The 21,999-nt window shown below is 64.6% G+C and carries 12 protein-coding genes and 2 pseudogenes; 2 read left to right on the forward strand and 12 right to left on the reverse strand.

Going from position 1 to position 21,999, the window contains the following annotated elements:
* Positions 1–60 precede the first annotated feature (60 nt).
* From EDC50_RS12155 to EDC50_RS12195, 9 genes and pseudogenes are all read right to left on the reverse strand, one after another.
* Positions 61–627, reverse strand: a complete 567-nt coding sequence (locus EDC50_RS12155) for a DUF2145 domain-containing protein (RefSeq protein WP_277872346.1) — start codon at positions 625–627, stop codon at positions 61–63.
* A gap of 107 nt (positions 628–734) precedes the next feature.
* Complete coding sequence (locus tag EDC50_RS12160; RefSeq protein ID WP_123770748.1) at positions 735–1,640, reverse strand: hypothetical protein; 906 nt, start codon at positions 1,638–1,640, stop codon at positions 735–737.
* Between the two features lie 502 nt (positions 1,641–2,142).
* Entirely contained in the window at positions 2,143–2,388 is a 246-nt protein-coding gene (locus EDC50_RS16420) for a hypothetical protein (protein WP_123770749.1), read from the reverse strand.
* Between the two features lie 21 nt (positions 2,389–2,409).
* The gene (locus EDC50_RS12170) at positions 2,410–3,336 is read right to left on the reverse strand and encodes a hypothetical protein (RefSeq protein ID WP_123770750.1); all 927 of its coding nucleotides are present in this window, start codon (positions 3,334–3,336) and stop codon (positions 2,410–2,412) included.
* Positions 3,333–4,637 carry a hypothetical protein gene (locus EDC50_RS12175; RefSeq protein ID WP_123770751.1) on the reverse strand — a complete coding sequence of 435 codons (1,305 nt, stop codon included), beginning with the start codon at positions 4,635–4,637 and terminating at the stop codon, positions 3,333–3,335. The genes EDC50_RS12170 and EDC50_RS12175 overlap by 4 nt, the downstream gene beginning before the upstream one ends.
* Positions 4,526–5,707, reverse strand: a complete 1,182-nt coding sequence (locus tag EDC50_RS12180; protein WP_123770752.1) for a hemagglutinin repeat-containing protein — start codon at positions 5,705–5,707, stop codon at positions 4,526–4,528. Before EDC50_RS12180 ends, EDC50_RS12175 begins: the two co-directional genes overlap by 112 nt.
* Positions 5,708–6,340: 633 nt before the next feature.
* Positions 6,341–6,753 (reverse strand): annotated as a pseudogene (locus tag EDC50_RS16895) (hypothetical protein); the annotation flags it as partial.
* 273 nt (positions 6,754–7,026) lie between these two features.
* Positions 7,027–7,338: pseudogene (locus tag EDC50_RS16900) on the reverse strand (PoNe immunity protein domain-containing protein); the annotation flags it as partial.
* On the reverse strand, positions 7,298–7,744 hold the full coding sequence (locus tag EDC50_RS12195; RefSeq protein WP_158635692.1) for a PoNe immunity protein domain-containing protein: 447 nt from the start codon (positions 7,742–7,744) through the stop codon (positions 7,298–7,300). The pseudogene EDC50_RS16900 and the gene EDC50_RS12195, both read right to left, overlap by 41 nt.
* 42 nt (positions 7,745–7,786) lie before the next feature.
* Here EDC50_RS12195 and EDC50_RS16545 point away from each other — a divergent pair, with 42 nt between their 5' ends.
* Both EDC50_RS16545 and EDC50_RS12200 read left to right on the forward strand, forming a co-directional pair.
* The gene (locus tag EDC50_RS16545; protein ID WP_158635691.1) at positions 7,787–8,437 is read left to right on the forward strand and encodes a hypothetical protein; all 651 of its coding nucleotides are present in this window, start codon (positions 7,787–7,789) and stop codon (positions 8,435–8,437) included.
* A gap of 138 nt (positions 8,438–8,575) precedes the next feature.
* Positions 8,576–8,923 carry an integrase core domain-containing protein gene (locus tag EDC50_RS12200; RefSeq protein WP_158635690.1) on the forward strand — a complete coding sequence of 116 codons (348 nt, stop codon included), beginning with the start codon at positions 8,576–8,578 and terminating at the stop codon, positions 8,921–8,923.
* Positions 8,924–9,173: 250 nt separating this feature from the next.
* Here the strand turns inward: EDC50_RS12200 and EDC50_RS12205 are convergent, their stop codons facing one another.
* The 3 genes from EDC50_RS12205 to EDC50_RS12215 are packed head-to-tail and all read right to left on the reverse strand — an operon-like array spanning position 9,174 to position 21,952.
* Positions 9,174–10,097: a PoNi-like cognate immunity protein gene (locus EDC50_RS12205; protein ID WP_123770757.1), complete on the reverse strand. Its 924-nt coding sequence runs from the start codon at positions 10,095–10,097 to the stop codon at positions 9,174–9,176.
* A 15-nt stretch (positions 10,098–10,112) separates the two neighbouring features.
* On the reverse strand, positions 10,113–11,006 hold the full coding sequence (locus EDC50_RS12210; protein WP_123770758.1) for a PoNe immunity protein domain-containing protein: 894 nt from the start codon (positions 11,004–11,006) through the stop codon (positions 10,113–10,115).
* Positions 11,006–21,952: a hemagglutinin repeat-containing protein gene (locus EDC50_RS12215; protein ID WP_123770759.1), complete on the reverse strand. Its 10,947-nt coding sequence runs from the start codon at positions 21,950–21,952 to the stop codon at positions 11,006–11,008. The genes EDC50_RS12210 and EDC50_RS12215 overlap by 1 nt, the downstream gene beginning before the upstream one ends.
* Positions 21,953–21,999: the final 47 nt, after the last annotated feature.

Genomic DNA, 21,999 nt, shown 5'->3' on the forward strand with positions numbered 1-21,999 from the left:
TAGCCACCCACGCGCTTCAAGCCAGGCGCTCGTCCGAGCGGGCAGCGAAGGCCGTGGGCTTCACCACCGCTCACTGCGCGCGTGCCGTGCGGCCTCGGCGGTCTCGCCGACCACGAAGCCCGCCGCGGAATCGTCCGCACGAGACGGCCAGACCAGCGTAATCGGTTCCGTCTGGCCGGCGCCGCCAGCTCGACCTCGCGGCCGCCGCCTTGCCGGGTCCGAACCGCCGTCACCCGCAGCGGCGGCACCTTGCCCGCGTTCGCTCGTGGCGCCGCGCTTCGCCCCGGTTCGGATACCGCCACCTGCATCGTTCGCTATCGGCTCGCGCCGGACCACCCATTCCCGGGCGATCCAACCTTGCGACTGGAGAAACTTGACCACCGACTCGACGGTCACCACGGAGTAGTCGCCGGAGAGACGCTCGCTCGCAGGATGGTCCCCCGTCGTAGCGTTCGCGATGCCGAACCGCGCGGCGACCCGTTCGTGCAACTTGATATGCAATGCAGAAGGTCGGTAGCCGTTGGAGCGCAGCCATGCCTGTACCCGCTTTCGATTGGGCAGCCCCGCAGTGGCTGGCATCGCCGCAGCCGCCATCACTTCCAAGACCCATTGAACTGCTCGCCGTATTCCTGGCCGTGGTCAGGCTCACATCGCGACCGGCAGCGACGGTAATGGGCTCGCCGGCCTGCAATTGCGCCGCCTGCCAAGGTCACGTCTTGCCGGATCCTCTCTGCTCAAAGCGGTTCACTCCATGGCGAGAAATCGAACTCGCCGGGATGGCGACGCAGCGTATGTGCGCAGTAACGGTCGATGGCATCGGCCGGATCGCGCAGGATGCGAATGCTGTCGATGTCGCCGCGATGGATGTGGTAAACGGTTTGATCGCGATGTTCATCGAACACGAAGAATTGATCGCCGACGGGGCCGTTCACTCCCGGCGGACGCGTATCCAGGAAGCAACGCATCTGGGTCCACTCCGAAGGGCTACCGTCATCGGGGTGGTAGTGGGTCACCACCGCGTCCGGGAAGCGCTTCAGGATGGTGTTCATCATCCACTTCCAGCGCTTTGGGTCGTAGGTCTTGAGTACATCCTCAATCGACGCCCAGCCTTGCATGGGGTGGCATACCAGTCGACGATTGATCAAGGGGCCTTGGAATGGCTCGCTGGGCATGCGCCAGCCATTCGTGCGCCACAACCAGGACCTGGCCAGCGCCGCGGGCAGGCTTTGTAGCGTTCCGCGAATGGTATCGCGGCCGTCTTCGTATGTGCCCCCAGCAAAGGCCGGACGCACTTGAACCATACGGCCACTAGCATCGAAGAACATGACCGGCGTCACCAACGGCGGTCCATCGGGGTTCTTCAGATCCTTGATCAACACAATACCAAGCAGCAGCGGCCCCACCACCTCTTGGAATGCGCGATACGAGTACGGCTGTAATTCCTTCAGTGGCTCGACGATCCAGTCCTTTCCACGCCGCAACATGCCGGCATAGTCCTCTGTCTTTCCCCCATCTCGACGGCGCTCCAGCCTCGGACGAAAGGCATCTGGCACATCATCGTACCGTTCATATATTCCGCCATCCATACCGGCTCGGAATTCCCCGGAAGTGACGCTCTTTGTTTCCAGAAGGTGGCTCATTTCTTGCACTGGCGCTTTCACTCACCGTCCTCCTGCGCGATACGCATCGATAACTTCGCTAATCTTGGCTCGGAAATCATCTTGAGCTTCTTGCAAGTATTTCCTGTATTGTTCACTCACCGGCTGCCCATTCCACGTCATCCAGCCGTCGCTCCCCATTTCCACCTTGCACCCCTTGGAGCAGTTCGCTGATTCAATCATCGGCTGCAGGTTGGCGGGGTCATTCAGCAGCTGCTTCTGTACGTCTTTGGGCGTGACTCATAAACCACGACGTCAATGCGCGAATGCGTGCTCGGGACTTGCTTCGCGTTTGTCTGACGCCAACCTACCCACCAAGCTCCGTGGGCGCGCTGCCGTCCACTACGCTTCCACCAAACAGTCTCATCCTTCCATCTCTAATCAACTCTTCGACCTCTCCAGAGATAGCGGCCTCACGCAAGGAGCCGGGGACCCCTAGCTGGCGGGATCAACGCTTCCAAGTACTCGGGATCGAAAGGAAGCTTCAGCGGCTCAGACCAACCGAATTTCTGAGGAAGATACGAAGCAACTGCGCTGCCAGGACCTCCTGAGCCTTCTCGACCGTCGGGCCATGCGCCTTGGCATACTCCTCCGCAAGCTCGTCACGTATGACCTGCTTCTCGCTCGGGTGAAGCTGTCGATTGAACTGCTCGCCGTACTCCTGGCCGTGGTCAGGCTCACGTCGCGACCGGCAGCGACGGTGATGGGCTCGCCGGCCTGCCAAGGTCACGTCTTGCCGGATCCTCTCTGCTCAAAGCGGTTCACTCCATGGCGAGAAATCGAACTCGCCGGGATGGCGACGCAGCGTATGTGCGCAGTAACGGTCGATGGCATCGGCCGGATCGCGCAGGATGCGGATGTTGTCGATGTCGCCGCGATGGATGTGGTAAACGGTTTGATCGCGATGTTCATCGAACACGAAGAATTGATCGCCGACGGGGCCGCTCACTCCCGGCGGGCGCGTATCCAGGAAGCAACGCATCTGGGTCCACTCCGAAGGGCTACCGTCATCGGGGTGGTAGTGGGTCACCACCGCGTCCGGGAAGCGCTTCAGGATGGTGTTCATCATCCACTTCCAGCGCTTTGGGTCGTAGGTCTTGAGTACATCCTCAATCGACGCCCAGCCTTGCATGGGGTGGCATACCAGTCGACGATTGATCAAGGGGCCTTGGAATGGCTCGCTGGGCATGCGCCAGCCATTCGTGCGCCACAACCAGGACCTGGCCAGCGCCGCGGGCAGGCTTTGTAGCGTTCCGCGAACGGTGTCATGGCCGTCCTCATAGGAACCTCCTAGAAAAGTAGGAAACACCTCGATCATGCGACCAGTGGCATCGAAGAACATGATAGGCCGCACCAGAGGCGGATCCTCAGGCCTGATCAAATTCTTGATTAACACGACACCAAGGAGCAGCGGCCCCACCGCTTCTTGGAATGCGCGGTACGAGTACGGCTGCAGTTCCTTCAGTGGTTCGACGACCCAATCCTTTCTACGCTGCAGCATGCCCACATAGTCATACGTGCCTGTTCGGTCACGCCCCAGTTCAATGTCAAGTCGGTACTCCTCAGGAACATCTTCGAAATGCACATAGACCCCCCCATCCATCTTGGCTAGGTATTGCTCAGTGGAAACGCTTTTCACCTCCATGAGGTGGCCTATGTCTTGCGCTAGCGTCTTCACTTATCGCCTCCCGCCATATAAGCCGCAATGGTCTTGTTCACCTTGTTACGGAATTCGCGCTGTGCGTCTTCCAGATATTCCCTATATCCATCACTCACCGGCTGCCCATTCCACGTCATCCAGCCGTCGCTCCCCATTTCCACCCTGCACCCCTTGGAGCAGTTCGCTGATTCAATCATCGGCTGCAGGTTGGCGGGGTCATTCAGCAGCTGCTTCTGCACGTCTTTGGGCAAGCTTGTAAAACCGTCGATCTCTTTGATCGCATTCTGCGGCAGGATGTGATCCACGTGCACGCGAGCATTGTCCGGCACCACCTCCCTGGCGCCGGTCAGCGGGTGGATCCACGTCAACTCGCCTTTGGCACTGACCCAGGTGTCGCTGATCGCCTTGCCATTGAGCGAGACCAGGTTCTCGCCCGCCGACGCGATCGGGCGGAGTCCGCCAACCGCTTTGCTGATGCCCCAAGGCAGGGCTGCAAGGATGCTGTCGGTAGCCGCACCATCGGTGTCGCCTTCGGTCAACTTGCGAACGATACCCAGCACCAGCCCGACATCGCCGGTGAAGTTCTCGATGATCGCCTGACCGGACTCGCCACGTGCCCGATCGGCAGCGGCCAGCAACTGGTCGTGATAGGCGGCCTGGAACTCCCGCTTGCCCCAGCCAGCGCTGTCGAGCGCTTCCGCCAAGTCAATGAAGGCCTGCTTGTCCCGGCTCAGCAGGTCGCCGAAGTACTTGAAGTCGTAGTATTGCTCGCGGGTGGCGGTGAAACCTTCGCCCCATGCGAACTTGACCGGATTGGTATTGATGAACGCCTGCGCCGCCTCGTCCACGCCGCCGGCGCGATCGGCCATGACGGCATCGACGCGGGCACCCGCCTCAATGATCAAGCGGTTCTTCGCGGTCTGAATTTGCTCGGGCGTGCAGGCCTGGTCGCAGCCATACAATTGCGCGGCAAATTTCTCTGCGTTCTCGTCGATCCACTTGAACTCGTCTGGATGCAGTTGCCGATTGAACTGCTCGCCATACAGCGCCGTCGCCGCGCCGCTGCCGCCCCCGAACGCCGTGCCGATCGCCACGCTGGCCAACTCCATCAGCGTCTTGCCCTCCGGCGAGTCCGGATCGATCTTGGCGTCGTGTACCAAGTAGTCCTGGAGGGCCTTCGTCGCCAGCTGGTTGGCCGCCGCGCCGGTCAGACCCTGCAAGGCCTCGCCACCTCCCAACGCGGCGATGCCAGCGCCCACCAGGCCGTGCAGGATCGCCTTCTCCTTGCTGCCCTCTTCCCAGCCCATCTTGTCGGCCAAGCGCCGGCCGTACGCATGCCGACCTGCCCGGCCACCTGCCCCATCTCCAGGCGCTCTTGCACCTTGCGTTCGTCGAAGATCGCCTGCAGGCCCTCCTGCTGCAGCTGGGTCACGCTGCGGTCCAGGCTCGCCAGCGCCGCGGTGTCGCCGTCGCGTATCTCGATCGTGCCGGCGCTGATGCCGCTGCGCGTGGTGCTGCTGGCATCGCCCGATTGGCCCACCGCCAGGTTCAGGCCGGCACCGATGCCGTTGCTGAGGGCATTGCCGGCGCTACCGCCGCTGCCGAAGCCTCCGCCCACGCTGCTGGCTTGGTAGCTCACCTCGTTCTGCAGGTCACCGACCGACAGGCTGCCGGTGTCCAGCCGGTTCCGGCTCGGGTCGGCGGTACTGGCGATGGCCGCGCCCACCAGTTCGGTGTGCCCGCCCACCCGGATGTCGAACCCGCCCGCACCGGCCTGGATCCCGGTCTGCTCCCGCACGCGGGTGTAGGTGCTGTCGATCTTCTGCTGGTTGTAGTAGCCGCTGACCTGCCCGCCGCCGGTGCCGACCGCCGCGTCGATGCCGCCGGCCTGGTCCTTGCGCCGGTAGTCGTTGGTGTCCTGCTGGCTGATCAGGCTCAGGTTGCGGCCCACGTCGGCGATCACGCGCTCGCCGAGGGCTTGCGCGCCTTCCAGCGTGGTGTCGCGGCCGCTGATCAGGGTCAGGGTATTGCCGGCCTGCACCGTGGTCTCGGCATGGGTGGTGCCGCTGCCTTGGCCCTGGCCCTTGGCCGCGTTGGCGCTGACGTACACGCCGATGCCCGCTTCCGAGCCGATCGTCACGCCGATCGCGCCGCTGGACGCCTTGTTGCGCTCGCGCTGCTCGGCCGTCTCCGTCGCGCTTTTCAGGATCAGGTCCTGCGCGGCCGCGAGGGCGACGTTGTCGCCCTCCACCCGGCTGCCGATCACGCTCAGGTCGCCGCTGCGCGCCACGATGGCCACGTCGCCTTCGCTGGCGATGCGGCTGCCCTGCGCGGTGCTGGCCTCGTACTCCATCCGGCTGGAACCAGAAGCGGGCTCGTGATTCTTCACCCCCAGGAGGGGACTTATTGCTGCCGATGCCGCTCAATATGCGAAATTATCAACTCGTCTCAACTGGAGAAAACCGCATGCCCGTCACACCGTGGTAGAGTAAAAGATCGCGAATCTTCCCTGAGCAGATCATCGCGACTTCCCAGTTCTTCACTAGAAACAAGTCATGCCCTTGCGACCGCCCCCCCGTCTAGCACCATCTTCGGAATTCCGCGGTAGCGGCCTATCATCTCAGGACGACCGCCAGATTCCGTCCACTTACCAAACTCAGATCGATCTTCATCGACGCAATCGACAATATCTAGAACGTTCAGTATCTCATACTCTTCACTGCATCCAGATATCTCGACAGGAATGCCCTCCAAGCGGTCGTCGGAAATTACGGACCGCAATACCCTCATAAGATGCGATGCAATATAGAAAGTTCCACGACCACCGCGACAAAAACTCACTCGCACTCCCTCAGAATAGACGGATGTGCGCAGCCTCTTTTCACGATCCCATCGTTGCCCCCTCCTGAACTCAAGACCCAGGATCTCTTCCCCATTTTCATAATGAGGAGTATCCAAGAACCATGCACCAATCGAGTCATCAGGACGAACGTCAAACAAGCTCAATGTCACTTTCCACCTCCAGTAACCCATTGATCAGCTGCGCCATCTGTTCGGCGGTCAGGGCCACGCCGGGGCGCAGGTTCCAGGTCTGCGCGAACGTGGCGCCGGCCTCCAGCAGGGCGCGGTACTGGTCCTCGTCGCTGCCGTAGCCGTCCAGGAAGCGGCGGCCGGTCAGCTGGCCGATCTGCTCGCGCACCAGTTTTTGTTCGTAGAAGCCGTCGCCCAGGCGCTTGTGCGTGTAGGTGGGATCCACGCCCATCCGGCCCAGCAGGTAGTCCGAGCTCAGCCAGTTGCGGTAGTCGGCGAAGCGCGGGTCGGTCTCGACCAGGTACTGGCCGCGCCGGGGCGGACGGTGAACAGGCTGCCGGTCGGCGCCCGCGTGTCCACCGCGCCCATGACGATCGTGTCGGGCGAATCGCCCGCGGTGCGTACCGCCGTCGCGTCGCCCATCGGCCCCAACCTGACGCCTCCACGATGCCTTAGCGCGCTTCGCGATCTCCTTACCGCCCACCAAAGATACGAGCAAACCAGCCCTTTGATACCGGTGCGGCCCATCGTCGAAGCTCTCCACTCCAGTTCTGAATCCTGTGACTGTCCCGGCGCCACGGCGGGATTGGAATGGCGCGGACCACGCCCGTCCTGTAGCAGATCGCCAGGGTAATTCGGATGATCAAGGCACAGACTGTCGTCGATATTGAACACCTTGGCGGCGACTACGGCCTCGATACACCAGCAGCCGAAGTAGCCTCCTTTCATGCCTAGTTCCTTATTCGCACAGAAATCCCACCAGTACGGCGTGCGATGTTCGCGAGGGAAGTTTGGCGAGCCTGCGCCTTTTAAGCTGGAGAACCAATCGTCAAGATAGTTGCGGAGCAACTGCGGTCTCTCTTCGGGCGGCGCCTTCACCGCTTCCAATAAACGCTGATACGCCTTCGGAAAACAAAGCTCTTCGCCTATAGGCCTATCTGCTTGACGGCTAGCGATCACCCGATCCCAGCAGAGCATCTTCGCCTTCATTGCCCATCAAGACCAGCAACCGTTGCCACTGGTCGTCGGGGATGTTGAGCGTCAATGCCAGTCCGCTCAGCCAGAAGCAACGAATATAGTGGTCGAAGTTGACCGCCCAAGCATGGCGCGTGTATTGGAGTTCTTTACTCCAAGTATTCTTGCCCAGCCGCTCAGCCTCCTCCCATGCATCCAAAAGACTAGGGAAGTACTGTGCCAACTCACTCACAGCGCCCCCACGTGAATATCGGCGCAGCATCTGTTCGTGGCACACGTTAGAAATTTCGAACGCGTACTGAGGCACGTAATCATTATCTCCTTCGGGCTCACGGAGAATACTCAACATTTTTGGAATTCGAGATTCATAAAATTCGATCCATTCATTCCAATATTCCTGATTTAGTCTGCTATCACGCATCACGGGCCACTTCCTCCAAACAGCTTGGAGCTCGGTTGCGGAATGAATTTCCCATTTCTGTCCAACAATCCCACTGACACCTGGCCACTGGGATCAGTATGCACTATCCACCTCTCGATTCTTCCTCTTTTTGACAGCATCAAGAACATCGGTTGCCAATCGCGGATCACCTACAGATTTTCGGTCTCGACCAGGTACTGGCTGCCGCCGGGGCGCACGGTGAACAGGCTGCCGGTCGGCGCGACGACTATTCTTGTCCGCCTGGGAAACGGAACGATGGATACGATGCTGTTGCTGCTTCTCGCGCTATTATTTCTGGCGCTTCGGCGAGCGCATGCGCGCCATCGGGCGATAAAGGCAAAGCCGGCCCGACGCGCAGCGAGCATCGCCGCCTCCGCCCGCAAACCGATCCGATTGCACCGCGAGCCACCGTGGGTGCGGCGCGAGATCGTGCGTTTGAAAGCGCTCTCGCCCGACCTGGGCTGTCGCACTCTCGCCGAATGCTTCAATCGACAGTTCGGCGATCGTGGGGAACGCGTGAGCGAGAGCTTCGTCGCCATCCATCGTGCTACGCCAGTCCCGGGCGCAGATCGTTCAACTGCGGCGCGATTTGAAGCATCGGGTACCCCGATCCATGCCGCGCAACCGGATCTGGGCGCTGGACCTCACCGGCAAGGGCGATCTGTCCGGTGAGCAAAAGATCATCCTGGGACTGATCGATCACGGCACCCGCGCCTGCCTGCACCTGCAGACACTGGCGGACAAACGCAGCCTGACCCTCTTGCGCGAGTTGATCCAGGCCGTCGCTCAGGATTGCCGCAGATCATCCGCGTGGACAACGAAGCCTGCTTCAACTCGGTGCTGATGAAAGCGGCGTTGGCGTCGCTCGGCATCCGGCTGCAGACCATCGATCTGCACTGTCCCTGGCAAAACGGCCGTATCGAACGCTTCTTCGGCACGCTCAAGCGGCATCTGGATCGCATCGCCGTCCATGGACGGGACGAACTGCAGGTCAAGCTGGTCGAGTTTCGTTGTTGGTACAACCATGCGCGGCCGCATCAGCATCTGGCCGGGCATACGCCGGCCGAGGCGTGGGTCGGGCGCGGCAAGTCTACGAAACGACCACAGTGGTTCGAGGCGTGGGACGGATACATCACTGGCTGGTATTTCCCGCCCTGAGTCGGTCGGGGGCATCGCAGATCAGCAAATGTCGGCAGCCCCCGCTGTCCACGGCATGCTGCGTGACGGGCAATGAAACCGCCATACGTGGACAAAAATTCACCAGCCGTTACTCGAAAGGAGGCAACGAAAGCGCAGGAGCGTGCTATTTATCACCGATGCAACCCCGCGAATGGGCGAAGAATGTGGCGTTAGCAAGGCGGGAAACAGTTGTGGACGGCGTGGACGGGACACAGAAATCGGAGACGGGTCACTTGTCCGAGCCTAACAGAAAACGGGAAAGCCAACTGCGTGAGCGCGGCTGCGTAGCAGCACGGCTGGGCTCAATCCGCTTTGTATTCGACTCCAGGGATAGAGTGGGATCGGTATAGCGCGGACCACGGTCGTCTTGGATAAGGTCGCCCGGATAGTTCGGATGATCCAGACACAAACTATCGTCGATAGTTAGTGCTTTGGCGACAGCGACGGCTTCGATGCACCAGCAGCCGAAATAGCCGCCCTTCATGCCCACTGCTTCATCAGTGCAGAAATCCCACCAGTACGGCGTACGATAGTCTTTAGGAAAGCTTGGGGAGCCCGCATTCTTCAGGCTGGAGAACCAGCTATCAAGGTAGTTGCGCAGCAACTGCGGGCGCTGCCCGGCGGGTGCCTCCACCACGTCCAGCAAGCGCTGATACGCTTTCGGGAAGCACAGCTTGTCGCCAATCGGCCGCCCTGGTTGGCGGCTGGCAATCACGCGATCCAGGAGCGCGTCCTCGCCTTCGTTGCCCATCAAGGCCAGCAATCGCTGCCACTGCTCGTCCGGGATATCCAGGGTCAAGGCAAGGCCTGTCAGCCAGAAGCAACGGACGTAATGGTCGATATTGACCGCCCAGGCATGGCGGGTGTACTGGATTTCATCACTCCAAACATCCTTACCCAAACGCTCGGATTCTTCCCAGGCCTTCAGCAATCCGGGAAAGTATTGAGAGAGCTCGCTTACCGGGTCGCCACGGGAGTATCGGCGCAACATCAGCTCATAATGGTCATTCGCTAACTCGAAGACGTACTGGGGTCGATAGTTTGGGTCCCCTGGTGGCTGCTTCAGTCTCTCCCAGGCTTTCCGAATTGAATCCTCAAGAAAAGTGGTCCACTCATCCCAATACGCCTTATCACGCCGACTGTCACGAATCATGGCCCACTCCTTCGCTCACGACCTACCAAGCAACCGCCTCAACCAGCTCGCCCCGGAGACCGGGCGCGAGGGGACCACCGCTTCGTTCGCGACCGGCATAGCATCGGGATAACGCGGGGATCGGCCGTCCTGCAATAGATCTCCGGGGTAGTTCGGATGATCCAAGCACAAGCGATCGTCTATGCCGAATGCCTTGGCGGCTGCCACTGCCTCGATGCACCAACGGCCGAAGTACGCGCCGCCCTCCAGGTTTTTATCCCCATAGAAGTACCAATAGGGTGTTCGGTGCGCAGAGGGAAAACTCGGGTGACCCGCGCCTTTGAGGCGAACGAACCAATTTTCAACGAATTTACGCAGCAGCTGCGGCTGCTGATCAGCCGACGCGTCGATGGCGACCAGCAAGGGACGATAAACATCCGGGAAACACAACTTATTGCCGATGGTCCGACCGGGCTGACGGCTGGCAATCACCCGATCGAGCAATGCGTCCTCGCCTTCGTTGCCCATCAACGCCAACAGGCGCCGCCACAGTTCGTCGGAAATATCTAGCGCCAACGCCAAGCCCGTCAACCAGAAGCAATCAATGTAATGGTCTAAATTGACACCCCAGGCATGACGGCGGAACTGCTCCTCCTCACCCCAAACTTGCTTGCCAATTTGCTCAGACTCTTCCCAGGCATCTAGGAACCCCAAAAAATACTGACCAAAATCACCTACAGCATCCCCGCGTGAATACTTCTGGAGCATCAGCCTTAAATATCTCCAAGCCAAATCTCGGACATATTGAGACTCGTAACTTGTATTTTTTGGCGAAGAAGATTCACGAATCTTTTGGACCTTGCATATCCTCTCTTCTGAGAACAAAATCCACTCATCCCAATATGCCTTTGTTGAACGATTATCCCGCATCACCGATCCCCGCCAAACAACTTAGACTTAGGCTGTGGAATGAATTTCCCACTTTCGTCAAGCATACCTACCGAGACGCGTCCACTCGGGTCCGTATGCACAACCCACCGCTCAACCCGACCAGCACGAATAGCATCTGCTATATCTTGGGCAACTTTATCGCTTCTAACCGCGTTCAGCAGGCGGTTCGATCCCAGTATCCAACCGTCACTCATCTGCGGCCCATCGGCGGAAGTGCCCAGCTTCGAACTGCCGAACTTGTATTCCACGATCACATAGTCCACATCCGGCCGATTGACCTTGTAAAGATCGTCGATGCCATTGGTGCCCGCGCTTTGCGCGCGACCGATCTTGTTGGCATCCGGCAACCAAGTCCGAATGGCATTTTCGCCGAACAGTTCGCCGGCGACGCGCTTCTGATCCTTCGTCAACTCGGCCAGGTTGAGCAACGGCTTGCCGTCCGCCGCATGTGCGCCGCCGCTGCGCAGCAAGGCGCTCATCGCCACCTCGTCCAAGCTCTTGCTCAATACGGCACCGACCGCGTCGGCTGCCTTGTCCAGCATCGGCGCTGCTGCCGTGCCCGCGCGGGCAAGCGCCAGCGCCGTCAGTACATCGGCAGCCGCGCCTTCCGTATCGCCATTCACCACCTTGCGGCCCACACCAAACGCAAACCCGATGTCGCCGCTGAACATCTCGAAGATCTGCAAGGCATCTTCGTTAGTGCCCCAGGCCTGGGCTCGACGCCCCCAACCTTCGCTGATCGAGTACATATGGCCCAACGTGGCACCGCTGCCGGCCAAGGCGCCTGCAACCTGTTTGTAAGCGTCGCGATCTGCGAGCAACACATCGGCGAACAGGCTGGAATTCGTGTAGTCCTTCCACTCCGCTGAGAACATCGTGCCCCACCCGCGGACACTGACTGGCGCGCCGTCCAGGAATGCCTGCGCGGCCGCGTCGCCCGGGCCCAAAGCGTCACGCCAGCCTTTGTCGACGCTAATCGCAGCCTGTACCAACAACTTCTGAGTGGCCTCTTCGACGCTGATGCCTTGCTGGGTTGCGAACTCGGCCGCGTGCGCGTTGATCCAAGCCGCCTCATCCGGATGCAGTTGTCGGTTGAACTGCTCGCCATACAGCGCCGTCGCCGCGCCGCTGCCGCCCCCGAACGCCGTGCCGATCGCCACGCTGGCCAACTCCATCAGCGTCTTGCCCTCCGGCGAGTCCGGATCGATCTTGGCGTCGTGCACCAAGTAGTCCTGGAGGGCCTTCGTCGCCAGCTGGTTGGCCGCCGCGCCGGTCAGACCCTGCAAGGCCTCGCCACCTCCCAACGCGGCGATGCCAGCGCCCACCAGGCCGTGCAGGATCGCCTTCTCCTTGCTGCCCTCTTCCCAGCCCATCTTGTCGGCCAAGTCGCCGGCCGTACGCATGCCGACCTGCCCGGCCACCTGCCCCATCTCCAGGCGCTCTTGCACCTTGCGCTCGTCGAAGATCGCCTGCAGGCCGTCCTGCTGCAGCTGGGTCACGCTGCGGTCCAGGCTCGCCAGCGCCGCGGTGTCGCCGTCGCGTATCTCGATCGTGCCGGCGCTGATGCCGCTGCGCGTGGTGCTGCTGGCATCGCCCGATTGGCCCACCGCCAGATTCAGGCCGGCACCGATGCCGTTGCTGAGGGCATTGCCGGCGCTACCGCCGCTGCCGAAGCCTCCGCCCACGCTGCTGGCTTGGTAGCTCACCTCGTTCTGCAGGTCACCGACCGACAGGCTGCCGGTGTCCAGCCGGTTCCGGCTCGGGTCGGCGGTACTGGCGATGGCCGCGCCCACCAGTTCGGTATGCCCGCCCACGCGGATGTCGAACCCGCCCGCACCGGCCTGGATCCCGGTCTGCTCGCGCACGCGGGTGTAGGTGCTGTCGATCTTCTGCTGGTTGTAGTAGCCGCTGACCTGCCCGCCGCCGGTGCCGACCGCCGCGTCGATGCCGCCGGCCTGGTCCTTGCGCCGGTAGTCGTTGGTGTCCTGCTGGCTGATCAGGCTCAGGTTGCGGCCCACGTCGGCGATCACGCGCTCGCCGAGGGCTTGCGCGCCTTCCAGCGTGGTGTCGCGGCCGCTGATCAGGGTCAGGGTATTGCCGGCCTGCACCGTGGTCTCGGCATGGGTGGTGCCGCTGCCTTGGCCTTGGCCCTTGGCCGTACTGGCGCTGACGTACACGCCGATGCCGGCCTCGCTGCCGACGGTCACGCCGATCGCGCCGCTGGACGCCTTGTTGCGCTCGCGCTGCTCGGTCGTCTCCGTCGCGCTTTTCAGGATCAGGTCCTGCGCGGCCGCGAGGGCGACGTTGTCGCCCTCCACCCGGCTGCCGATCACGCTCAGGTCGCCGCTGCGCGCCACGATGGCCACCTCGCCTTCGCTGGCGATGCGGCTGCCCTGCGCGGTGCTGGCCTCGTACTCCATCCGGCTGGAACTGGAGCTGGCGCCCAGGCCGATGCGCAGGCTCAGGCCGGCGTTGCCACCGCGGGTGCCGTTCGCGGCATCGGCGATGCCCTGATTGGCCTGGGTCCCGATGTTCTGAAGTGCGTTCAACCCGGCTGCGTTGTTGGAGAACAGCGTCTGCCCCGCCTGCGCCGCGTACAGCGCCTTGAGCCGGTCGTCCTCCACCTCGGCGCCGCGCTGCACGCTGTGGGCCACGCTCGTGGCCACGTCCACCGCGCCGCCCTTCAGGCTGACGTTGAGGCCGGACTGCTTGAACTTCTGCGTCTCCAGCACCGAGACCGTGTTCTCGGCCGCCTGGATCGTCACGTTCTCGCCGCTGATGCCGATGCCGGCCTTGCTCAGCACGTCGCTGCCGGTGATCGTCACGTCGTTGCCGGCGACGATATCCACCCGGCCGTCGCTGCTGCCGATCAGGCTGCCGGTGTTGGACACTTCGGTGATGTCGGCCGTCTGCGTGATCCGTTGGGTGCCCACGGTGACGCCCACGCCGCCGCCGCTGAACAGGCCCGACTTCTTCTTCGTGCTGCTGTGCGACTCGGTGTGGGTGTTCACGCCGGTCTCGATCCGGATGTCGTGGCCGGCCGCCAGCGTCACCCCGTGGTCCCCGGCGACCATGGCCGCCTGCAACCGCAGATCGTTCCCGGCGGACAAATCGACGCGCTCGCCCGACAGCGTGGTGCCGATCGCGTAGCTGTCGGTGACCTCGCTGTGGGACCGGGTGGTGGTCTTGGAGAACGTGTTCTTCTTCTTGCTGACGCTGTCCTCGACCAGGTGGTCGGTTTCCTGCGCGGTGTTCAGGGTCAGGTCGCGTCCGGCCGCGACGGCGATGCCGCCCTCGTCGCTGCGCACCGCGGCGGCCGTCAGCGTGATGTCCTGCCCGGCCACCATCGCGATGTCGCCGCCGGCCTGGAACGTGCTGCCGGTGACGGTCTCGTCGGTGACGGTGGTGGTGGTCCAGGTGCGCTTCTTGCCCTGGCGGCGATAGGTCTGTGTCGTGGACGTGACCGTCTCGGTCACCGTGTCGCTGACGATGTCGCGGCCGGCCGTCACCGCGATGCCACCGCCCGCCCCGACCTCGCTGGCGGTGAATCGGGCGTCGCGGCCGGCGTCGAGGGCGACGTGCCCGCCGGCGGTGACGGCGCTGCGATCGAGGACGAGATCGCGGCCGGCGGTGACCACGGCACTGCCGCCGGCCGTCAGGTGGCCCACGGGCGCCTGGGCGACGCTCGCGTTCTGCACGAAGTCGCGGCCGGCCTGGACGATGGCGTGGCCGCCGCTGCTCAACGTGCCCTGGTTGATGACGTCGCGGCCGGCGCTGACCTGCAGCACGCTATCGGCGGCGATCGTGCCGCCGCGCCAGGCCAGACCGTCGAAGGTCGGCGCGTTGATCACGTCGCCGCCGGCGTCGATCGCCACGGTGCCGCCCACCAGCTTGCCTCGATTGATCGTGTCGCCGCGGGTGGCGAGGTCGACGCGGCCGCCGCCGCGGATCGCGCCGTCGTTGATCAATGCGTCCGCGCTCAGCCAGGTGCCGCGGTCGCTCGCGATGGTGCCGTCGTTGCGCACGGTCGCGCCGGACTGCACGTCGACCGTATCGCCTGCGATCAGCGCCCCTTCGGCGCGCAACCGCTCGGCCGTCGCGCGCGAGAGGTACACCACCGGCACCAGCACTTTCTGGCCTGCCACTTCCTGTTCGACCAGCCAGACGATGTCCTGGTCCAAGGCCCCAATCTGGGTGTTGGTCAACGGCGCGCCCAGCGCTAGGCCGAGCCGCCCGGCCACCGCGGCGGCGTTGTCCATCAGCGCGCGGTATTGCGCGAAGCCGTCGCCATGGCCGCTCAGGCTGCGGCGGCCGGTCAACGCCAGGATCTGTTCCAGCACCAGGCGCTGCTCGTAGTAGGCGTCGCCCAGCCGTTTGTGGGCGGCCGTCTCGCTGTAGCCCAACGTGCTCAGTAGCAGGTCCGAACCGGCAGCCTCACCCTTGACGAAGCGCGGCGCCGTCTTGACCAGGAACGGCGCGTTTGGATCCGCGACCAAGTCGAACATGCCGTTGTCGGGCGGCACCAACCCCGGCAGCGGGCGATCCGGAGTACCGACCGTCTGCGGAGCCGCGTTGGCGGGATTGCCCGCTCCATTGACCTTGTCGTGCAGGGCCAGCCTGGACGCTTGTGCGACGTCCACCTGCCGGCCGCCGACGGTACCCACCCCGCCGGTCGTCCCCGCCTGTCTGCGGGTCGAGACGCCCAGCCCGGTGTTGCCCGGCCCGCCAAGCGATCCGCTGTTCACCCCCGACAGCCCGTCCGCGGCCCGCACGATGGCATTGCCGACGTCGCCATCGGTCACGATGGTCAGCGCGCCGCCGGCGGTGACCGTCGCCCGCCCCTCCACCGGATACGTCGTGCGCGTCACCGCGCCGAAGTGCATCGTGCCCCCGGCCGACTTCGGTTCGAACTCACAGGTGACGCCGCTTGGGGCGTTGCATGCCTGGTAGTCGAGGTAGTACTCGCCCGTGACCTGCCAGCTCTGCTGGCCGGATAGGCTGACGTTGTTCACTCCCGGCGTGGCTTCGCCGCCTGCCTCGCCGTTGATGGTGAGGTTCCGCCCGGCGGCGATGGCGGAATAGCGATTGAGGAGCGAGGCGGTATTCAGGCTCAAATCGCTTCCGGCCGCCAGCACGGACTCCTTCGACGCCCGCGTCACGAAGATCCCTTCGGTCGGCGTGATCTTCTCGACGTACTCCAGGTTGAAGTACATGCAGTTTGTGCTGCAGTACCGGCCGAACAGTTTGGAGAACGCCGCTCCATACGTCTCCGCATCCGAGCCGTAACTGGACAGGGTCAGCGCGGCTTGCTGTTCCGGAGTCAATGCGCCCCAGGTGTATTCCAGCACTCTTCGCGCGTTCTCGATCCGATCGGCCGCGACGTACGCATCGCCTTCGGCTTGGATCCGGCCGGAGACGTTGCGGAGCTCGCCCAGCCGGCCGCCGTTGCGGCCGGCAACGCTCAGATCTCCGGCACTGAAGATCTCCGCATCCAGATTGCGCAGCGATTGCCCGATATTCAGCTCGAGCAGTTCGGCGGCGCCGATGAAGCCCTCGCCGTAGTCGCGGGTGGCGAGCGCCGAACCAAGATCTCGCCCGTTGGTCAACGTGTCCGCTTCGATGCGCACCGTATCGCCGACGATATCGCCCGTGTTGGAGACATCGCGCGCGGCCAGCGCGACGGCGTCACCTTCGATGCTGGCGCCGACGCGGTTGTCGATCGCGCCCCCGACGGTAATGCGGTTGACGCCCGTCCCGGCCGCGTTGCTGGCGTTGATCGTGCCGTGGTTGACGAGATTCGCGGCGTTGATCACCAGCTCGCTGGCGCTCTGCAGCGTTCCTTGATTGGTGAACGTCCCGGAAACCGTCAGGCCCAGCGAGCCGTTGCTTTCCAGGCGTAGACCGTCTTGGTGAACGAAGTCGCCGCTGAAGGCGAGGTTCAGCCACTGGGCGCCGAACAAGCGACCGGTGCCCGTCAGCGTGGCGATCTGCGCGTGCAGGCGGTCTGCGCCGATCTCGCCTCCCGAAGTATCGAGCACGGGCACGGTCAGCCACAGGGTGCCGGCCTGGATACGGCCGCCACTGCCGTTGCCTATCCGCGCCAGGTTCAACCAAGCCGTGTCGCCCGCGCCGAACCTGCCGCCCGCGTTGTCGAGCACGCCGGCCGCGGTCTCGTAGCGCAGATGCCGCGTTGCGTATGTCGTGCCAGAGGCGTTGTTCATGGCCGCCGCGTCGAGCGCCAGGTCGCGGTGCGCGACCAAGGTTCCGGCTCCGCTGTTTTCCACCTGTGCCGCCCGCAGCGCCAGGTCGCCGCCGCGGCTACCGATGGTTCCGCCCCGGTTGTCCACCGCCCCAGCCGCAGCCACGCTCAGTGCTGCGCTGGCGTCGCCCGCGGTGCCCGCCAGGATCTGGCCCGCGACATTGGCAATTCGGTCCGCCGAGAGCGTGGCGGTACCCGTCGCATCGACTGCGCCATGGCTGTTGTCGAACAAGCCTCCGGAATTCAAGGTCAAGCCCGCGCCGCTGCGAAGCAGGCCGCCGTCGCCATTGCGCATGTCGCCGCGGCTGGACACGGCTAGCCCATTCCGCGCGAACACCGTGCCGCCGCGGTTGTCGAGCGTACCGGCCTGGACATTGGCGGCGCCCTCGGCCCCGATCAGGCCGTCGGCGGTATTGGCCAGCGCGCCGGAAACGGTCAGGGCCAGGACGCCGGCCTCCCCCCGCTGCACCAATTCGCCACCGGCATTGTCGAAGGAAGCCGCGGTGACGCTCACCGCTCCGCGGCCGTCGATCGAACCGCCCGCATTGCGCAGCGTCGTGCCGCTCAGGGTCAGCGAATCTTCCGCGCTAATACGGCCCGTAGCGTTGTCTATCGTGCCGGCTTCCAGAGTAACCTTGGCGCCGAACAGTCCGCGCAGCGACGCCGGATCGGCGGCACTCGCATCGAAGGTATCGCGATTGAGCAGCGTGCCTGCCTTCAGCGCCAGATCGCCTCCGGCCACGACCGTGCCGCCCGCGTTGTCCAACTCGTCGGAGGCGGCGATGTCGATGCCGCGCTGCGTGCGCACGACACCGTCGCGATTGCCGAGAACGCGTGCCGTCAGTTCGATGGCGCCGTTGCTCTCGATCGTCCCGCGCTGGTTGCTCAGGCGACCGTCCACACCGACGACCAACGGCGCTTCGCTCGAAGCCTGCAGCACGCCCTCCGCGTTGACGAGCTCGCCCGCGCGCACGGTCGTCGCACCGGCGGTAGCCAACGTGCCTCGCGTGTTGTCCAGGGCGCCGGCGACGGAAAGCGTCGTGGCTTGGTTGCCAGCGGCGGTGACGCTGCCCCGAGCGTTGGTCAAGGCGCCCGCCTGGAGCTGCAACGCGCCGTTGGTCGCGATCCGCCCGGCGGTATTGTCCAGCATGCCGCGCACCCGCAGATCCAACGCATCCGTGCCGGCTGCAGTCAACGTTCCACCGGCGGTGATCAGTTCACCGGTGTCCACCAGAATGCGCCGCGCCGAAGTCGTACCGCCGCGCAGGTCGGTGCGATCGCCGGCCAGGGCCAGCGTACCGTTGGTCGCGAGGGTGCCGTTCTCGCCGTTCAACCGGACGGCGTCGATAGCCAGCGCCGATCCCGCAGCGACTTCGCCAGCGGCGTTGCCGAACGCCTCTGCGGACAACGTCAGCATTTCCCGGGCAGCGATCCTGCCGGCCGCGTTGTCGAGCACTCCTGCGGTGAGGTTTACCTGCTCGCCGTAGATTCCCCCTTTCAATGCGGCGTCGGAACCGGCGCTGCGGGTGTCGCGGTTGATCAGTTCGCCGGCAGCGACGTCCAAGATGCCGCTGCCGACGAGCAGGCCACGACTGTTGTCGAACTCCCCCCCTACGACGACGGAACTGGCGCCGGTGCCGGCGGCGCTCAGGATGCCGTCCACATTGGACAGGCTGTTCGCGTCCAGGCGTAGCACGCCGTTGGTCGCCACGCTGCCGGCCGTGTTGTCGAACAGCCTCCCGATCCGAACGGACATCTCCCCCGTACCTGCGGCGTTGACGACGCCCTCGGCCGTGATCAGATCGACCGCATCGATGCCGATGGTCCGCGCGGACGTAGTGCCGCCGCGCAGGTTCAGGGCGCCGCCGGACAGCGCCAGCGCTCCGTTGCTTGCGATGGAGCCGTCGGCGCCGTCCAGAGCCGAGGCCGTGATCCTGAGAGTGCCGTCGCCGGCGTGTGCGATCGTGCCGGCGATGTTGTCGAGCTTGGCCGCGGCCACCGTCAGATCGCCGCTGGCGGTGATCGTGCCCGCGTCCGAATTGGCGAGAAGCCCGTGTGCGCGCACCTGCAACGCGGCTGCGCCGGCCGCTTGCAGCACACCCGCGGCATTCGTGATCTCGCCCGCTTCGATCGTCGTCGCTCCTGCGGCGGCAAGCACGCCACGCGAGTTGTCGAAAGCTCCCGAGACGGCGACGCGGGTGTCGCCTGCGCCTGCGGCGGTGATCGAGCCGTTGCCGTTGGCGAGTGCGCCCGCCTCGAGTTGCAGCGCGCCGTTGGTCGCGATCCGGCCGACCGTGTTGTCGAGTCGCGCGCGCGCGCGCAGCATCAAGGCTTCGGCACCCGCCGCCGTCAGCGTTCCACCGGCGGTCGTGACGGTGTCGGCGTCGATGGCGACCTTCTGCGCGAACGTCGTGCCCGCGCGCAGATCCAGGGTTCCACCTACGATCGTCAGGGCGCCGTTGCTCGCCAGCGTGCCGCCTTCTCCCTTCAGCGCGGCCGCATCGATCGCCAGCGTGCCTGTGCCCGCCAGCTGCACCGTACCGCCGGCATTCGCCAGCGTGCTGGCCTGGATGGACAGATCGCCCTGGCTTGCGATCGCGCCCCTGTCGCCATTGTCGAACGTATCGCGCACGGCCAGCGTGCTGGCGTCCGGGCCGGTCGCGACGATGCGGCCGCCGCGGTTGTCGAAACGTTCGGCTTCGAGGCCGACACGTGCGGCGCTGAGCGAAGCGCCGCGGTGGTCCGCTTGGCTCACCCCGAGATGGACATCGCCATGGGCGGCGATCGTGCCGCCGGCGCCCTGCAAGGTATCCGCCCGTACCGTCAGGCCGCCCATCCCTGCGTGTTCGATACGCCCTTCCTCGTTGGCCAGCACACCGCTGCCGAGCGTCAGGCTCGACGCATTGCTGGCCAAGGTGCCGCCGGTGTTGTCGAACGTGCCCGCGACCTTGATGGCCGATGCCGCAGTGCCGCCCTGGCTCACCGTGCCGCCACGATTGCTGAGCGATTGCGCGTCGACCTGCAGCGCGCCCGCCACCTCCAGCCTGCCGCCATCGTTCGCGATGCGGCCGACGGTCAGGCGCGCGTCTCCGGCGACATTGAGCTCGCCGCCGGCGTTGCCGAGGTCGCCCCGCGTCAAGGTCAGTTCGCGCAAACCCAGATGACCGCCGCCATTGTCCAGGCCGTTCGCGGTACTCAGCGCCACGCCACCGCCGGCATTGATTCGGCCGCCGTCGTTGTCGAGCGTGCCGGCGATACGTAGCGCACCATCCGCCAGCGGCTGCGGCAACGGGACCGAGCCGACGCCATTGCCGGGCTGGCCGCCGGAGCCCGCACCGCCGCCATCGCCGGTGCCCCCGCCCGCGCCGGGGCCCGGATTTCCGCCACTGCCGGGGTTGGGTGTGGGTTCGGCCATGCCGATCCGGCCGCCGTCGCGATTGCTCACAAAGCCGGACCGCAGGGCCAGCGCCTGCAGCCCGGTCTGCTCGATCGCACCGCCGCCATTGCGAAGCGAGGCCGCGTCGACCTCGATGCGCTGCGCATTGAGCGTGCCGCCGCGGTTGTCCACGTCCGCCGGGGTGGACACGATCAGTTCCCGCGCGGCGCTCAGCGTGCCCGCGTTGGCCACGCCGCCGCTCGCCGCGATACGCGCATCCTGCTGCGACTGCAGGGCCCCGGTGTTCTCGAGCCGGCCGTCGACCGTGACCCGCAATTCGCCCGCTTGCGCGCCGATGGTGCCGGCGTTGCGCACGCCCACGCCGTGTTCGGTGCCGAGCAGCGCGATCTTGCCGGCGTACATGCCGCCCAATGCGCCGACGTCGAGCGCAAACGCGGGTCCCGCGCCGGCCGGGGTCGCCGTCACCTGGGCATGGTCGCCGCCGACGATGTTCGCGCCCAGGCTGGCCTGCAACTGCTCGGCCCAGATGCCGGCGTTGACCTGCAGCGAGCGCGCGATCAGATCGGTGTAGTCGGCCTGGGTCGCATCCAGGCCGGCGCCGTCCACCTGGATGGCGCCGCCTTCGACTCGATAGTGGTCGAGCGCGCCGCCGGCGAAGACCGGCTTGCCCGTGGTCAGCGTCACCCGGCTGGCGTTGAGGAAGCCGCCGCCGTTCACCTGGATGCCGGCGGGATTGGCGATCACCACCGCGGCGCGATCGCCGGCCACCTCGACGTAGCCGTGCAGGCGGCTCGGATCGGACGAATTGACCTCGTTGAGGATGACCTTGGCCGTACCCCGGGCGAGCCACGGATTGCCCTGCACCCAGCCGCCGAGCTGGGTCTGCACGTTGCCGCGCGAATTGTTGAGGATCGCGCCCTCGGGACCGACATCGAACTGCGAATAGGTGTTGCGCGACACGCCCGCTGCCGAGGGAGTGGCGATGTTGACCAGCGGCACGCCGTTGGCCGCGCTCAGCACCGTCGGGCGCTGTTTCCCCGGCGCCTCGGGATCGGCCACGATCCGGCCCTGGACCTGTTGCGCAAAGATCGGGGTTGCCAGGCCGACCCAGCCCAACGCCAGCCATAGTGCGAAGCTGACCGGGCGGAGGCAGGCCACGGCGGCGCCTTCCGCGTTCGTTCCCGACCCGCGCGGCGATCGCACCAGCTCCGAAGCGACCTGCAAAACGCCCAAAGCGCGATTGAAGACCAGTCGATAGATGCGGTTCATGGCTGTCGATCCTTGTTGTCCGATTCGGCCGCTGCCGCCGAATTCCG

This window comes from Vulcaniibacterium tengchongense, assembly GCF_003814555.1.
In the GTDB taxonomy this organism is placed as follows: domain Bacteria; phylum Pseudomonadota; class Gammaproteobacteria; order Xanthomonadales; family Xanthomonadaceae; genus Vulcaniibacterium; species Vulcaniibacterium tengchongense.

Coding starts and splice junctions, on each gene's coding strand:
- EDC50_RS12195 (WP_158635692.1), bottom strand. CDS start 7,744: ATGCGTGATAGCAGACTAAATCAGGAATATTGGAATGAATGGATCGAA.
- EDC50_RS12160 (WP_123770748.1), bottom strand. CDS start 1,640: ATGAGCCACCTTCTGGAAACAAAGAGCGTCACTTCCGGGGAATTCCGA.
- EDC50_RS12205 (WP_123770757.1), bottom strand. CDS start 10,097: ATGATTCGTGACAGTCGGCGTGATAAGGCGTATTGGGATGAGTGGACC.
- EDC50_RS12215 (WP_123770759.1), bottom strand. CDS start 21,952: ATGAACCGCATCTATCGACTGGTCTTCAATCGCGCTTTGGGCGTTTTG.
- EDC50_RS16545 (WP_158635691.1), top strand. CDS start 7,787: ATGAATTTCCCATTTCTGTCCAACAATCCCACTGACACCTGGCCACTG.
- EDC50_RS12210 (WP_123770758.1), bottom strand. CDS start 11,006: ATGCGGGATAATCGTTCAACAAAGGCATATTGGGATGAGTGGATTTTG.